Raw genomic sequence first — 14,467 nt, forward strand, 5'->3', positions numbered from 1 at the left:
GTATGTAACGAAAAGTTAACTGGGTTGTTGCTGCGAGTGAAATTTCATCCGTTGTGTGCTGTAGTTTCCTCTTTCTCCCCTAGCTTGAATACCATTCATTACCGCATAGGCCAGGTCTAATTCATCCTCAAATGTTTGTCCTGATAGTTCATCTTTTTTGAGATGTTGCCACTCTAATTCAATCGGATTCATTTCCGAACAATATTTAGGCAAATAGAAAATATACAAACCCATACTTTCCCATTTTGGCCAGAGTTTTTTGACTTCATGGCATTGATGTATGGGGCTATTATCTTGGACAATGACTCTCATCCGTCCGGCTTTTTCAGCCTCTGCTGCTTCTTGTTCCATCATTTGGATATAACACTGGCGATTGACACCTCCAATCACCAAGCCGTAAACAAAACTGATTTGCTGTTGCAAAAACCCAATAATGCTTAATCTTCGACCCCGACGACGAGTTTGTTCTAAACGTTTTTGTTCCCCTCTAAAATAATAGGTATACCCCGGTTCACTCCACAGACAAAAACCCGATTCATCTAAATACTTTAAGTCAATTTCTCCGGTGGCGGCTGATAATTCCAACATTTCTAAATCCGCCTGTTTCTGCGCGCGGACTATCGGGTCTTGCTTTCCTTTGTGGCTGTTTCTGGCTCGCTTCCAATTCACCCCCTTTTTTTGAGCACCCGTCTTAATCTATCGGGACTCAATTTAACTGACCGTTCTTGTTCTAATTTTTGGGCTAATTGCTCAGAGTTGTATGTCCGGGGTTCTCTTCTGAGACATTCTTCTAAAAATACTAAGTCCTCTTCTTTCCACTTGGCTTTTCCCCCGCGACCGGGTTTTTCCCATAACCCTTCTAGTCCTAACTTTTCCCATTTGTGCAACACTTCTCTAACTGTCTGTGCTGTCCAATTAAAATAAGCTGCTATTTTTTCCACGTACCAACCTTGTGAGTTTAATCGAATCACTTCGGCTCGGTCTTTAACTTTCTGTGGCACATCTGCTGTTCTGAGCTTGAACAGGGTTTTGTCTTGCTCACGAGTTAGAAATACCCTTAAACGAGCACCCATATTTTCATGACCTCGGTAGATTTCTTCTCTCTCTTCATTTATCTTTACATACTTTCGTTTCTTCCTGCCTACCTACTTAGACAAGAAAAACAATGTGTAGCAGTGATTGAAAAAGCCTTTTTGCAAGCTCCTTCGTCATTACAACATTTAAAAAAACAAAGTTTAGCAAAAATTTATAAATATTTTATTGATCGAGCTTTAGAAGGATATCCATCTCCAGAAAAAGGTCGTGCTACTATTGGGTTTTTATTCAATTATATTCGATATGATTCCTCCGCCTTACAACAATGGCGATTTTGCCTGATAATTCTTTTAAAAAGTTTAATTATTGTTTTATTTCCACCCGCTATTTCCTCAAAAATATTATCCACTTTAAAAAAAATATTTTAATTCGATTGTTGTAATTTAAGAAAATCAAGATTTTTTGAAGATAGCTTTTTTTAAAAAATAAAAAGGACTGATAGCACTGGCTCTAAAAAATTCTAATTCACAAGCAGCAGCAAGATCAATCTTAATATCTTTTGAATGCTGAATTTGATGTTTAATAGAGCGTTTAATCCCTCCAAACATCACCTTAAAAAATACTAGGGGTTTTTCCCAAGTCGACGTAATCAACATTCTAAATTCACAGGATTTTGAACCATATAAAGAAGCTAGGGATAACAAATATTTTTTATCAAGCCGCTTACTGGGAATATAATGATCAAGGTGCATCTTGGGGTTATACCAAATTTCCCAACCTCCCTGATATAAATGTAAAGAAATTTCATAATCATTTCCTCCTCGTCCTATATTCATCAATTGAGAAGGAACGTGATCCAACCAAGCTTTTTTCCGCACGACTAACCCCGCACCGCAAGGAAGTTGTAAGCGTTCAGGACAAAATAAAAAGGGCTGATCACCACTTTCTCGAATTGCTAATAATAAATGTTCAACTCGTTTAAAATTTTGAGGCGGCTCCACTTGATAATTGGCATGAATTTGTCCCCCATAACTCCCCGCTTTAGGGTGTTCTTTGGCGAACAAGTAGGCTTGTAATACCCAATTTTCATCAGGAAAATTATCATCATCGATAAAAGCAACCAATTCTCCTTGACTTTCTTCTATTCCTCGTTGTCTAGCAAAGGCAATACCCTGTTGTTTTTCAAAAATATAGCGAAGTGGAAACAATTCATGCCATGATGTGATAATCTCCTGAATAATATTAGCGGTTTGATCATTGCTATTATTATCAACAACAATAATTTCCCAAGTGATATTTTCTGTTCCCTTTTGTGATCGCAATTTTTCTAAAACATTGGAAACACGACTAGCACCATTATAGGTGGGAATAACAATGGTAAAATCGATCATTGTTCGTAAGTCTTCTTTAGAATGAGTTGATCCTATTTTATAACTAGAAAAATTAATAAGTTTAGGTTAATCCCGTTGTTTCCACTGCCATAAATAAAAAGGACTGATCACACTACTTCTTAAAAACTCCATTTCACAAGCTGCGACCACATCGGTTTTTAATGCTTTTCGATGTTTTAAATAGTAAGCGATCGCTTTTCTAATATCATTCACTAACCCCAAGGGAAATAACAAAGGCCGTTGCCAAGGTTTTAACCGTAACATCCGAATATAATGTCGTGCTAACCCGGTACTTCGCATTAAATATAATAAATAATCTCGCTCTAACCGTTGTTTAGGGATTTGATGATAAAGGTGCATTTCTGAATTATACCAAATTTCCCACCCGGTATTTTGAATATACATCACTACTTCCAAATCTTCACTATTGAGAATAGATTCAGAAGAACGTCCAGTTAAAAACGGTTTTTCGGGTACATTTTCTAACCAAGCTTGACGACGTACCACTAAGCCCGCCGAAGGCGGTAACATTTTCATTTGAGGTTGATATATATGGGGTTTTTCACCTCGCTCTGTAATGGCAAAAAAACTAGAAATTCGGCTAAAATTCGCAGGAGGTTCGACTTCATAAACACCATGAATTTGGCTACCAAATGCTCCCGCTTTGGGGTGGGCTTCACTAAATTTATAAGCTTTTTCAACCCAATCTAGAGCCGGAATGGTATCATCATCTAAAAATCCGATCCAAGTTGATTTTGATTGGTGAATAGCTTTTTTTCGAGCAAATGCTGCCCCTTTTTGGGTTTCTAAATAATACCTTAAAGGAACAGTTCTCAGCCATCCTTTTTGATAAATTTTAATCAAGTCTGCTGTATTATCGGTGCTATTATTATCAATAATTATAATTTCCCAGTTGATGTGTTCTGTTCCAGTTTGTGATCGCAACTTCTCTAAAACCGCAGGTAAGCGGGTCGCCCCATTATAGGTGGGAATAGCAACAGTGATATCAACCATAGAATTGCTCTGGATTAAGGTTGTTGCTTTTTAGTATAACCTATATTTCAGGCTGAGTTTGTTCCCCATCAATCACTTCACCCACTAAAGCAATCTAATTTTCACAACTACTCTATTAAGCTAGGGTAGCAATTAGACGCAATTAAAGTGAATCTATTTTCTGTATTATCCCAACGAACCGTATCCACTTTTTTGAGTCCTTGTTTCGCTTCAATTTGAAACTCAATCTCAAATTCCTCTAGGGTTTCGGAAGAACATAAAAATCCGATGATTTCTTCCTCTAACAATTCAAACCGAAAACAAATAGGAATAGATAATGTATTTTGAAACCGTAGATCTTTATATCCATAAACCACTGTTGCATCTGAACCTAAAGGTGCAAATCGGCTTTCTTCAGTATAAATATCTTGGGAATGGGGGTGTCTTTCTAAGGGTATCAAACCTGCTTTTAAGATTAAATAATAAATTAATCCAGAGAGTTGACACAAACCCCCACCAATATTATATTTTAGTTCATTATTAACAATTGATCGTCCCTCTCGATAGCCATTCTTAGTATGAGGTTCTCCGACTAAATGCCAAAAAGAAAATATTTTTCCCGGTTGAATTAAACGATTTTCAATTTGAGTGATCGCTGTGGCTAAATTATGTTTTTTATTTTCAAAATGGCTCGTTTTTTTTACGGCTTGACTAATTTTAATTTGTTCTTTAAAATCTTGCTGTTCTTCAAGGGTTAGAATTTGTCGTTGAACAAACTTACTTTTTTGTCCTGATAACTGATCTATGATTTCTCTTTGTATAGATTTTAAATATCGTCTAAAATCCGAAGAAAATAATATTTTTAAATTAAAATTCGATGAGACTAATCGCGAAGTTCTTTTCATGTTCTGATTTACTTTATCATTTTAATTCATCAAGAGTTTTTATAGGCTATTTAACAGCTTTTTCTTGATGGCTTAATAGGGTAGTATGAGGTGATAATGGCTTTTCTTATCCTAATTTATTCAGGTATAATTAATGGTTTTTAGCAAAACTGAGGGCAGTTTGTGGAAGTTTATCAATTAATAAAGCTCATACTTTAATAACGTGCAGGGTAAGGAACCATTATAAACCGCAATTCTCCGAGAAGTTCTTAAACCGACTTGTTTTCCTAATGTTTTGTTTCCGGTCAGAATATAAGCTGTCCAGCCTTTAAACCGTTGTTTAAACGTATCCCCTAACTGTTTATATAAACCCGCTAATTCCTCCACCTCTCCCAAACGTTCTCCGTAGGGAGGGTTACAAATAATCACACCCTGATCCGCCGGAGGTTCTATCTGAGATAATTCAAGTTGTTGTAAGCGAATTTGGTCTGCAACGCCACAACGTTGAGCATTCTCAAAGGCTTGATTAAGAATATCCCCATCTTGATCTGAACCCATGATTGGGGCGGGTAAAATGGTTAATTGTGCCTCTAAGGCTTCGTGTTTTAAAGATTGCCATAATTTAGCATCAAAATCTTTCCATTTCATAAACCCAAAGGTTTCTCGGAATAACCCTGGTGCAATATTTAAGGCTTTTAAACTGGCTTCTATGGGTAAGGTTCCTGACCCACATAATGGATCTAAAAAGGGTAAATTAGGATGCCATTCTGCCATTTCTAATAAAGCAGAAGCTAAACTTTCTTTTAAAGGGGCAAGTCCAACGGCGGGACGATACCCCCGTCGATGTAAACTGGTTCCAGAACTGTCTAAACTTAAAATTCCGTGATTTTCATGGAGATGAAGATTAATCCATAAATCAGGATTATTAATATTAATATCAGAACGTTCCCCAAATTCTAAACGCTGTTGATCAATAATCGCGTTTTTAACCTGAAGGGCAGTAAAGTGTGTATGGTTTAAGGCTTCATTTTTGCCTGTACAGTTAACGGCAAAGGTATTGAGCGGGGATAAATACTCAGTCCAATTAATATTTTGAACTTCCTGATACAATTGCTGGGCATTGGCACAGGGAAACTCAGCAATCGGGACTAAAACCCGAAATAGGGTTCTTCCCCATAGATTCACTCGATAAAGAAGCTTGCGAGAACCTGTGAAATGAACTCCTGTAAATTCAGGACGAACATTTTCAGCACCTAAACGTTCTAACTCTTGAGCAGCAATAACTTCTAAACCCTTGGCAACCGTTGCAAAATACTGGGTCATTCAGGAGACAATTTTGGCTTTTACTGTGTAACAATCCCAGAATCAAATTAAGCTTGATCCGGGTTGCTTCCTAATATTTTAGGGTTTTGACTTTATAGCAAAATCCCCATATGTCCCCAGCCGATAGACCAGGGAGAAATAACTGTCATAAACCGAAAGCAATTCTTCAAAATTAAAATTTTTTGAAGAACGTATGTTTCCTTCTGATCAGAAAGGACACCGGCGACTGGCCGTGTTTCGTCTCGGTGTCCTTAGCTGGTTCGCTCCTCACACGCTTGTTACTCTACCCAAACCCGGTTCCATTTGTCAACACCTAAAGTATTTTTTTTCCTGATGAAAGGTTTTTTGCTTAGACCCGCTTGATTTCTGGCGGATGAGTCTTGTTGCCCAACCCCTCAACTCAACGGTTTGTAGATTAACTGTATAAAATTCCACAAAAACTTCTAGGATAAGTTGAGACAATCTTAAGTTAAGTGAGTAATCGATAATTCAGTGATTGATATTCTCTGGCTGCTGGTCTGTTCGGGCTTAGTCTTTTTGATGCAGCCCGGATTTATGTGTTTAGAGTCGGGTTTAACCCGCTCCAAGAATAGTATTAACGTTGCAGTCAAAAATTTTGCCGACTTTGGGATTTCCGTAGCCCTATTTTGGGCCTTTGGCTATGCCCTAATGTTTAGCAAGACACCGACAGGAGGAATTGACCCAGGATCTTTCTTTTTTGATACCACATCTTCTCCAGGGGCAGCTGCTTTTTTTCTGTTTGAAACTATGTTTTGCAGTACCGCCACAACCATCGTTTCAGGGGCATCGGCGGAACGCATGAAATTTGGGTCTTATCTCTTAGTTGCTGCTTTAACTTCTGGAATTATTTACCCCATTTTTGGTCATTGGGCGTGGAATGGCCTTGAACTCAACCATTTCAGGGGATGGTTAGGAGAAATTGGATTTGTAGATTTTGCTGGGTCTACCGTTGTTCATAGTATTGGAGGATGGGTTTCTCTAGCCGTTGTGTTAATTATTGGGCCACGAATCGGACGTTTTTCCCTCGATAAACCACCCGAACCAATGCGCGGCTCAAACCTTCAATTGTCTGTATTAGGGACAATGTTGCTGTGGTTAGGATGGTTAGGATTTAACGGGGGAAGTTATCTACATTTAGATATTCGCGTCGCCTCGATTATTGTCAATACGGTTCTAGCTGGAACATCGGGAATGTTAATCGGGGCTATGTTAGGTTGGTTACTGCATCGCCGACCGGAAGTAGAACTGATTATTAATGGTTCCTTGGCGGGTTTAGTGGCGATTACGGCTTCTTCCCATGTGGTTTCGACCCCCATGGCTCCCATTATTGGGGGAATTGGAGCCGGAGTCATGGTGTTAGTCTCCCTGACCCTACAACGATGGCATATTGATGATGCTGTAGATGCCATTGCAGTTCATGCGGGCGGTGGTGTTTGGGGAACTTTAGCGGTAGGTCTTTTTGGTAATCTTCAGCTATTGAATACAGGCTTATCTCGTAGCGAACAGTTGCTGGTTCAAGCTTTAGGGATTGGGGTATCTTTTCTCTGGGGATTTGGCTTAACCTGGCTGGTTTTATACACCATTAATCGTTATTTTCCCTTGCGAGTCTCGATTGAAGCAGAAACAACCGGATTAAATATTTCTGAACATGGAGCTAAAACCGAAGTTTATGACTTATTTGAAGTCATGGAATATCAAGCTCGTACCCAGGACTTTAGGCGACGGGTTCCTGAAAATCAATTTACAGAAGTGGGTCAAATTGGCTTTCGATATAACCAAGTGATGCAAGCCTTAGAAGATGCCTTAACCCAAACCGAAGCTATTATTCAAAATGCAACGGATGCCATGATTACCTTTTCCAACCCAACGGGAAAGATTTTAAGAGCTAATCCCAGTGCAGAAGAAATATTTGGATATCCGGCTACAGAATTAATTGGAATGTCAATTTTACATCTGTTTGATTGGCCTACTTCCGAACTTCATGAACAGCAAACCTTATTAGAAAGATGGTTATTACAAGGCCGTCAAGCCGTTGTCGGTCGTCGAGCGAATGGATCTTGTTTTCCCCTAGAAGCCACAATTAATGAAGCCAAATTTGGCTATCAATCCTTTTTTATGGGAACCTTTCGGGATTTATCCGCCCATAAACGGGCTGAAGAAGCCTTACAACAAGCTGAAGAACGATTGAAAACTTCTCTGGAGTTAAAACGAAAAAATGATCAACTCAAAAATACGCTTAGAGAACTCAAACAAACTCAAATTCAATTGATTCAAGGTGAAAAGATGTCCAGTTTGGGTCAACTGGTGGCAGGGATTGCCCATGAAATTAATAATCCTGTTAATTTTGTCTATGGTAATTTAATTCATGCCACTAACTATACCCGTGATGTCCTGAATTTACTGGAAATTTACCAACAAGAATACACCCATCCCAGTCCGAAAATTCAGCAAGAAATTGAATCGATTGATTTAGAATTTCTCAAAGAAGATTTTCCTAAAATTGTAGAATCAATGCAAGTCGGAGCCGACCGCATTCGGGACATTGTTCGCTCATTGCGAACCTTTTCCCGTCATGATGAAGCGGAACTCAAACCCGTTAATATTCATGATGGATTAGACAGTACCTTGATGATTTTGAAAAGTAAACTTAAACCCCAAGGAAAATTAACCGGAATTGAAATCATTAAGGACTATGGAAATATTCCTTTAGTTGAATGTTATCCAGGGCCATTAAATCAGGTGTTTATGAATCTGATCAATAATGCCATTGATGCCCTGCACGATTCAATGATGCAGGATAAATTTTCTTTGCTATCCTGCGATAAATCCTTAATTCAGCCTCAAATTGTGATTCGTACTCTATCGGTACACCATCAACGAATTTTGATAGAAATTTCTGATAATGGTTTGGGGATTCCTAAAGAAATTCGTTCTAAGCTATTTGATCCTTTTTTTACGACCAAACCGGTTGGGAAAGGAACAGGTTTAGGCTTGTCCATTAGCTATCAAATTATTGTGGAACGCCATAAAGGCCAAATTTGGTGCGAGTCTGAATTGGGAGAATACACTAAATTTTTGATGGAAATTCCAGTCAAACAACTTTTAGAACCTGTGGTTTACCCAGAAAGCGAACATTCTATCACCCCATCCCCCCAGGCTTCGATCAGCAATTAAGTTGAGAGTATAGGAAATAGGGGGACAGGGGGACAGGGGGACAGGGGGACAAGGGGACAGGGGGACAGGAAGAAGGAGAGGAGAAGAGGGGATGATGGGAGAGAGAGGGGGACAGGGAAAGAGGAAGCAACTGTCAAAACTTGCTCTGTAAAAAAAATGTGATGTTTCACCGCCAAGAATCGAGTTAAATTAGATACAGAGGTGCGTCCATGTTTCTGGTTGACAACTGGGTAAAGTAACCAGACAGGCTAATTCAATTCCTGACCACGCGAGAAGAACCTGCCTTTACAGCAATAGACGTACATGGCACAGAAGCTTAAGTCTTGCTTGTTGAGGTAAACCATTGGCAGAAACAGCCGCGACTCTTAATCAACGTTGATCTGCCACAGTCTACCTCGATGATTCCCTATAAATTAAACGTTGATTTTCTTGAACCTTACCTTGTTGATTAAAAAGGAGTATGCAGCAGATGGTGTTAACCACCGCAACCCAACATCATATTGAGAATCATTCCAAACTCAAAAAAACCCATCCGAAGGCCCATAATCATTATCGATTTCAAGATTTCTTCAGCTTTGACTCATCAATGGGTACGGTGACAGACTGGAATGAAATGCGAAATATCTTTACCAGTGAAGATTTTATTATTGGTTTAGTGGAGGGATTAGAAGAGGAAGTTGGCAATGCCTCATCCGTGATTATGTACACCATTGGAAAAGAATGGGGGGTTAAGGATGCAGAGTTTTTCCAACACTGGTATGAAGCCGAGTTTGGTCAAAGTATCCGACAGTCTAACCTAATGTTTTTATTAGAAACTTGGTGGTGGCCGTTCACCGCCCAAGGCTGGGGACGTTGGGAAGTCGATATGAGCGATCGCAAACACGGTTGTATTTTCATTAACTTATTTGACTCCGCCGTTGCTCGTAGTTTAGGAGATGTGGGAAAACCGGTTTGTCATATTTATGCTGGATTATTTGCCGGATTTTTTAGCAAATTGGTCAAAAAAAGTCTCAGTTGTATTGAACTGCAATGTTATTCCATGGGAGAAACCTATTGTAAATTTCTCTTAGGAAACCCTGATCGCATTGATGCTGCGGGTTTCTGGTTGAATGAAGGCGCAACAGCCAGAGACATTCAACGGAAATTACAAGATGGAGTGATACTGCGATGACGAATCAAAACGCCTGGATGAGTGAGTCGGTTCAGGACTTTTTTAGTAACCTCAACTGGCTAGGTACACCCTCACGGGTACTACAAAACGGTCATTCTCCGACTTCATCCCAGATGAATTTAACTTTATCCGTCAGCGATTTTTTTCAAGGAATTGATTGGGAAGGGGTTCCCCAAGTGGGGGTTATGCCCATATCCTCTTCTTCCTCTACTCCTGTTTCCTTGGATGATCCTGATGTCACCATTGAGGATTTAATGGGATTATTTTAAACACAAATGCTGTCCACTCTGGGAAATAGGGGAGCATCAACAAGAGCTTTTATTTCCTCTTCGTAAAATTTTCCATCAAATTCATGAACCTGATCAAATCTGTATGCAAGCCGAATTAAATGAATTATTAGTTCAAGCGGAAAATCGCTATCTCCAAACAGAAGAATTGGTGGGTTTTAAAAGTTATGCAGAAACTTTAGCCCAGCGATTAAAAATTTATGAATTCCTTCGGGATCGAGAAATAGTTATTTTCCAACCGATTGCGGATCAAATTCCTAGCCAATTTCCTCACGAAAAGGAAGAACGATTAGAACAAATTTTACAGCAATGGATTCTGATTCTTCGTCATAGTGCAATGGCAATGTTATTAAATGATTCCGAATACCTTCAGCAACGAGTTATTGAGTGGTTATCTGGTTTAGTTCACGCTCATAATACCCAATCAATTGATACTCAAATTTATCAATTGCTTATGGCTCGTTTAAATGAATTACTTTCTCCAAAAGCCACAGTTTTCCTGCAACCATTCTTGGAACAGGTCAAAACGGGCTTGCTAGAATCTGGAGCCGAGAAGTCGTAAACCCTGGAAAACTAACCGTTTTTTCTTTGCATTTATTCCTCTGTTTATCAACCGTTAACGGTTAACTGTCAACCGTCCATACAGCCTGTTTTATTATGATTGAAATTACCAACTTACTGAGTAAACCGCAACTTCCGGGTAACTATTTCGCCTACAATGCTTATATTAAAGGGGATTTAGAATTAGGTTTACTAGAAAATCGTCTCGGTTCCCGTTTATTGGGGCTTCCCTTAACCCTAATTCAGGCGATCTATACTGGGTTAGAACAAGAAACAGGTCAAGCTACCCGCTTAGTTTTATTTAACTGTGGTCGTTGGTGGGGAAAAAACTTTTATGTTCGCTTTTGTGAAGAAACCAGCGAATATTATGGTAAAGCTGTAGCCCAGATGGAAATGATTGAATTCATTCAATGTTTACAACAATGTTGGAAAACTCATGGATGGGGAACCTTTGATTTAGATGCACGCTATACTAACACGGGATTTCTAATCCTGATGACTAAAAATTCACCCTTTGCCAGTGCTGCTCCCCAAGGCCAGCACCCCGCTTGTTTTTTAGAAGCTGGAGTTTTTAGTTCCTTTTTTAGTCGATTAACCGGACGAGATCTCCATTGTGTTCAAACCACCTGTGAATCGATGGGAGCAGATTGTAATTACTTTATTCTCGGTTTAAGTAATCGTTTACAAACCACAGAAGCTTGGGTTGATGAAGGAAAAGATCATGAAACGATTCTGAAACAACTGTGTGAAACATCGTGAGGGAGGAATGACCCGTTGATAGGCGAATTATTTTAGGTTAAACCCATGGATGCTATTGAACTGCTGAGTCGATATGCAGATGGAGAACGGGATTTTAAAGGTGCCAATCTGCGAGGAATTATTTTGAGCAGCAATTCTTATCGGCCCAATGCGGTACCGACTCTGGGTTTAACTAATATTCGAGAACCCCAAAATCGACCTCATCTAATTGGTGCAGATTTAAGCAATGCTGACTTAAGCGAAGCCCATCTCTGTTTGGTGAATTTGAGTAAAGCGAATTTGACCGGAGCTAATTTAGCAGGAGCAAATCTTAGTGGAGCGAGTCTGAGTGGCACAATCTTAACAGGGGCGAACCTGAGTCGGGTTAACCTCGAAGGTGCTCACCTGAATTGGGCAAATTTGCAAGAGGCCGATCTCAGGCATTGTAATCTCAAAAGTGCAGATTTTAGTTCTGCAATTCTGATAGAAGCGGTTTTGACTCAAGCCTGTTTGATCAAAGCTTATTTAATTAAAGCTAATCTCCGTCAAGCCATCTTAAAAAACACGGATTTAACCCAAGCTAATTTGAAAGATGTAGACTTATCAGGAGCAGATTTGAGTCAAGCTGCCATTATCCGAGCGAATTTAAGTGGAGCAAATTTAACGGGGGCCGATTTAACGAAAGCTCAAATGTTAAAAACCAATTTAAGACACGCTGATTTAACAGACGCTTTTTTGAATTTTGCTACTTTATTAGAAGCGGATCTCAATGAAGCTAATTTGAGCCGAGCTAACCTGAGTAAAGCGAATTTGAGTAAAACCTATCTGCGGAATGTGTGTTTAAATGGAGCTCATTTAAGTGGCATTAATTTAAGCGGTGCTGATTTAGGTGGAATTGATTTAAGGCAGAAATTATTAACAGGAATTAATTTAGCAGGTGCTTATTTAAGTGAAGCTAATTTAGCAGGAGCCTTACTCATGGATGCTAATTTAAGCGCCAGTAATTTAAGCTCGGCGAACTTAATTCAAGCTTGTTTAATTAATGCTGATTTAAGAAATACTCATCTCGCTAATGCCAATTTGACAGAGGCTAATTTAATGGGGGCTAATTTGAGCAAGGCTGATTTAAGAGGGGCAAATTTGAAAGGAGCAATTTTAGCAAATGCGGAAATTAAGGGGGCACAGCTACAGGGTGCTATATTACCGAATGGAAAAGTTTATAAATGATTGAGATTCTGGAAAATTCATGATGTTCTTTTTTTGCACAAAATAGCGATATTAAGTTCAATCAGAGGAAAAAATACATTTTTTTCCTCTGGTGTCAAATAATCTTCCAAGACATCGGACATGGCTTGGTAAGTAAATTCAGTAATATCTTGGACTTTAAACGCTTGTAAAATTGTTGCGAACCAAGTTAATAAACGTTCCTGTAAATAATCAGGATCATTAATTAATAAAACCATGGCCGAATATCGTAAAACTCGGATCGTATCTAAACGCCACTTTGAGGTAAAATCAATAGATCCTTTCATAAAAATTTGAGGATTAGTTTTGATGAGTTTATTTTGTATTTTTTGAAGAATTATAGGTTCATACTTTTGAAGTTTTTGATAGGCACTAATACGATATCGAAAAGTCTCCAAATAAGACTTTAAAAATTCTAATTCTTCGGGTGTTGCATAACGGCCATCAGCCTCAATACTCAAACGTTGTAACTCAGTTAACATAAATAAGAATTGCCAGGGTATAAATGTCACCTATAATCAGTTAACAATTATTCGTTAACACTTGTCAGTGAATCGTTAATCATTGTTGGCTATGGGAGGTTAGTTTTTGCCTATTGCAAGAGTCTCCATTACAAAACTGCTTATTCCCTATTAACTGATGACTGATAACTGATAACTGATTAAGAGACATCATCTTTAGCGTTACGAGTTCGAGCTAAATATTCGCCAACTTGCAAACGAGTATCTTTCAACTGATTCACAATAGATCGAGTAATCAATTTTCCCGTTTCCACCACAACTTGTCCGGTGATCGGATGCAGTAATTCTTGTTCTGCTCGCCGTCCAATCAGTGATTCTACATCTTCGATGGCATCAATATACATCCCCGAAGGTAATTCAACAATAATTCCTTCCCCAAGCACATGAGCTTGACAAGCTAAACGGGAATTGGGTTTAGCTGTTGTAATTACTTCCAAGGTTCTTTGTTCACGACGGCTGACTTTAGATAAACCCTCCATACCATCTTTAATGAAAACATGGCAGGTTGCACACATTCCTCGTCCTCCGCATTCTTTCAGAACGTGAAGTTCCTTAGTCATTAATGCCGAAAGCAAATTAGAATTAGTTTTAACTGCCATTTCTTCGGCAATTGGTTCTAGTCGAAGTATTTTAGCCATTTCCAGTAAAAATTAAATTAGAGAACCCACAGAGCAGAAATAATGTAGACTGCACAACTGAACCGCTCAATTCAGGAGAACAGGGGCGTTAACTCCTCCAAATTCAATCATAATCCCGAATTTAGGCTTTAGAACGATGCAGTTCACCTTGAGGCTCTTTCACCCAAATTGCATATCCCTTTGGGGTTTTTGTAATTACCGTACTGTCTCCTCCAGTTCCTAGTTTAGCCACAATTTCTAAGGTTTTATCAGCACCTTCTACCGCTTTAAAAAAGCTGTAGTATTCCTGATCAACGCAAACCGCAGGAACCGGTTTTTCTAAATCCGGTACTTTGATTTGGCAGGTTCGATATTGGCTTTGAGATTGTATGATTTTAGTAGGGGCAGGCCCCTGCTGTAGTTTCGTAGATTCCGATTCAACGGGAGAAAACATAAGCACTCTTCATCGCTGGGTAACGGATTAATGGGTCAGTAATGCCTATATT

General features: G+C 39.0%; 15 protein-coding genes. 7 read left to right on the forward strand and 8 right to left on the reverse strand.

The window, feature by feature from the left end:
• Positions 1 to 15: 15 nt before the first annotated feature.
• Positions 16 to 1,073, reverse strand: a protein-coding gene (locus tag NMK36_RS21520; RefSeq protein ID WP_254172945.1) for an IS630 family transposase whose coding sequence is annotated in 2 segments (ribosomal slippage) — positions 16 to 678 and positions 681 to 1,073 — 1,056 coding nt in all. Because the reading frame shifts where the segments join, the coding sequence is not laid out codon by codon here.
• 102 nt (positions 1,074 to 1,175) lie between these two features.
• Between NMK36_RS21520 and NMK36_RS21525 the strand changes: the two genes are divergently transcribed.
• Complete coding sequence (locus NMK36_RS21525) at positions 1,176 to 1,463, forward strand: hypothetical protein (protein ID WP_254174587.1); 288 nt, start codon at positions 1,176 to 1,178, stop codon at positions 1,461 to 1,463.
• A gap of 24 nt (positions 1,464 to 1,487) precedes the next feature.
• On the opposite strand, the gene hpsE (NMK36_RS21530) is transcribed toward NMK36_RS21525, so the two are convergent.
• The 4 genes from hpsE (NMK36_RS21530) to NMK36_RS21545 all read right to left on the reverse strand — a co-directional run bounded on the left by hpsE (NMK36_RS21530) (position 1,488) and on the right by NMK36_RS21545 (position 5,626).
• Positions 1,488 to 2,426, reverse strand: coding sequence for a hormogonium polysaccharide biosynthesis glycosyltransferase HpsE (hpsE, locus tag NMK36_RS21530; protein WP_254174588.1), 939 nt, complete (start codon positions 2,424 to 2,426; stop codon positions 1,488 to 1,490).
• 66 nt (positions 2,427 to 2,492) lie between these two features.
• Positions 2,493 to 3,440, reverse strand: coding sequence for a hormogonium polysaccharide biosynthesis glycosyltransferase HpsE (hpsE, locus tag NMK36_RS21535; RefSeq protein ID WP_254174589.1), 948 nt, complete (start codon positions 3,438 to 3,440; stop codon positions 2,493 to 2,495).
• Positions 3,441 to 3,547: 107 nt separating this feature from the next.
• The gene (locus NMK36_RS21540) at positions 3,548 to 4,324 is read right to left on the reverse strand and encodes a VanW family protein (RefSeq protein ID WP_254174590.1); all 777 of its coding nucleotides are present in this window, start codon (positions 4,322 to 4,324) and stop codon (positions 3,548 to 3,550) included.
• A gap of 177 nt (positions 4,325 to 4,501) precedes the next feature.
• Positions 4,502 to 5,626 (reverse strand): THUMP domain-containing class I SAM-dependent RNA methyltransferase, encoded by a 1,125-nt coding sequence (locus NMK36_RS21545; RefSeq protein WP_254174591.1) that lies wholly within the window; start codon positions 5,624 to 5,626, stop codon positions 4,502 to 4,504.
• 492 nt (positions 5,627 to 6,118) lie between these two features.
• Between NMK36_RS21545 and amt the strand changes: the two genes are divergently transcribed.
• The 6 genes from amt to NMK36_RS21575 all read left to right on the forward strand — a co-directional run bounded on the left by amt (position 6,119) and on the right by NMK36_RS21575 (position 12,805).
• Entirely contained in the window at positions 6,119 to 8,821 is a 2,703-nt protein-coding gene (gene amt, locus NMK36_RS21550) for an ammonium transporter (protein ID WP_072718780.1), read from the forward strand.
• A 469-nt stretch (positions 8,822 to 9,290) separates the two neighbouring features.
• Positions 9,291 to 9,992, forward strand: coding sequence for a V4R domain-containing protein (locus NMK36_RS21555; RefSeq protein ID WP_072718524.1), 702 nt, complete (start codon positions 9,291 to 9,293; stop codon positions 9,990 to 9,992).
• Positions 9,989 to 10,261: a hypothetical protein gene (locus tag NMK36_RS21560; RefSeq protein WP_072718523.1), complete on the forward strand. Its 273-nt coding sequence runs from the start codon at positions 9,989 to 9,991 to the stop codon at positions 10,259 to 10,261. Before NMK36_RS21555 ends, NMK36_RS21560 begins: the two co-directional genes overlap by 4 nt.
• Before the next feature lie 103 nt (positions 10,262 to 10,364).
• Positions 10,365 to 10,841: a phycobilisome protein gene (locus NMK36_RS21565; RefSeq protein ID WP_072718522.1), complete on the forward strand. Its 477-nt coding sequence runs from the start codon at positions 10,365 to 10,367 to the stop codon at positions 10,839 to 10,841.
• 95 nt (positions 10,842 to 10,936) lie between these two features.
• Positions 10,937 to 11,599, forward strand: a complete 663-nt coding sequence (locus tag NMK36_RS21570; RefSeq protein ID WP_072718521.1) for a V4R domain-containing protein — start codon at positions 10,937 to 10,939, stop codon at positions 11,597 to 11,599.
• A gap of 45 nt (positions 11,600 to 11,644) precedes the next feature.
• Positions 11,645 to 12,805, forward strand: a complete 1,161-nt coding sequence (locus NMK36_RS21575) for a pentapeptide repeat-containing protein (protein ID WP_072718520.1) — start codon at positions 11,645 to 11,647, stop codon at positions 12,803 to 12,805.
• Between the two features lie 17 nt (positions 12,806 to 12,822).
• On the opposite strand, the gene NMK36_RS21580 is transcribed toward NMK36_RS21575, so the two are convergent.
• The 3 genes from NMK36_RS21580 to NMK36_RS21590 all read right to left on the reverse strand — a co-directional run bounded on the left by NMK36_RS21580 (position 12,823) and on the right by NMK36_RS21590 (position 14,415).
• Positions 12,823 to 13,305, reverse strand: coding sequence for a phycobilisome protein (locus tag NMK36_RS21580; RefSeq protein WP_072718519.1), 483 nt, complete (start codon positions 13,303 to 13,305; stop codon positions 12,823 to 12,825).
• Positions 13,306 to 13,484: 179 nt separating this feature from the next.
• Positions 13,485 to 13,982 (reverse strand): 2Fe-2S iron-sulfur cluster-binding protein, encoded by a 498-nt coding sequence (locus tag NMK36_RS21585; protein ID WP_072718518.1) that lies wholly within the window; start codon positions 13,980 to 13,982, stop codon positions 13,485 to 13,487.
• A gap of 121 nt (positions 13,983 to 14,103) precedes the next feature.
• Positions 14,104 to 14,415, reverse strand: coding sequence for a hypothetical protein (locus NMK36_RS21590; RefSeq protein ID WP_072718517.1), 312 nt, complete (start codon positions 14,413 to 14,415; stop codon positions 14,104 to 14,106).
• Positions 14,416 to 14,467 lie beyond the last annotated feature (52 nt).

This window comes from Planktothrix pseudagardhii (assembly GCF_904830925.1).
GTDB classification, from domain to species: domain Bacteria; phylum Cyanobacteriota; class Cyanobacteriia; order Cyanobacteriales; family Microcoleaceae; genus Planktothrix; species Planktothrix tepida.

Bases quoted from the DNA above. Each gene is read 5' to 3' on its own strand.
- NMK36_RS21570 (WP_072718521.1), top strand. From the start codon at position 10,937: ATGATTGAAATTACCAACTTACTGAGTAAACCGCAACTTCCGGGTAAC.
- NMK36_RS21575 (WP_072718520.1), top strand. From the start codon at position 11,645: ATGGATGCTATTGAACTGCTGAGTCGATATGCAGATGGAGAACGGGAT.
- NMK36_RS21540 (WP_254174590.1), bottom strand. From the start codon at position 4,324: ATGAAAAGAACTTCGCGATTAGTCTCATCGAATTTTAATTTAAAAATA.
- NMK36_RS21565 (WP_072718522.1), top strand. From the start codon at position 10,365: ATGCAAGCCGAATTAAATGAATTATTAGTTCAAGCGGAAAATCGCTAT.
- hpsE (WP_254174588.1), bottom strand. From the start codon at position 2,426: ATGATCGATTTTACCATTGTTATTCCCACCTATAATGGTGCTAGTCGT.
- NMK36_RS21580 (WP_072718519.1), bottom strand. From the start codon at position 13,305: ATGTTAACTGAGTTACAACGTTTGAGTATTGAGGCTGATGGCCGTTAT.
- NMK36_RS21590 (WP_072718517.1), bottom strand. From the start codon at position 14,415: ATGTTTTCTCCCGTTGAATCGGAATCTACGAAACTACAGCAGGGGCCT.
- NMK36_RS21545 (WP_254174591.1), bottom strand. From the start codon at position 5,626: ATGACCCAGTATTTTGCAACGGTTGCCAAGGGTTTAGAAGTTATTGCT.
- NMK36_RS21560 (WP_072718523.1), top strand. From the start codon at position 9,989: ATGACGAATCAAAACGCCTGGATGAGTGAGTCGGTTCAGGACTTTTTT.
- NMK36_RS21555 (WP_072718524.1), top strand. From the start codon at position 9,291: ATGGTGTTAACCACCGCAACCCAACATCATATTGAGAATCATTCCAAA.
- hpsE (WP_254174589.1), bottom strand. From the start codon at position 3,440: ATGGTTGATATCACTGTTGCTATTCCCACCTATAATGGGGCGACCCGC.
- NMK36_RS21585 (WP_072718518.1), bottom strand. From the start codon at position 13,982: ATGGCTAAAATACTTCGACTAGAACCAATTGCCGAAGAAATGGCAGTT.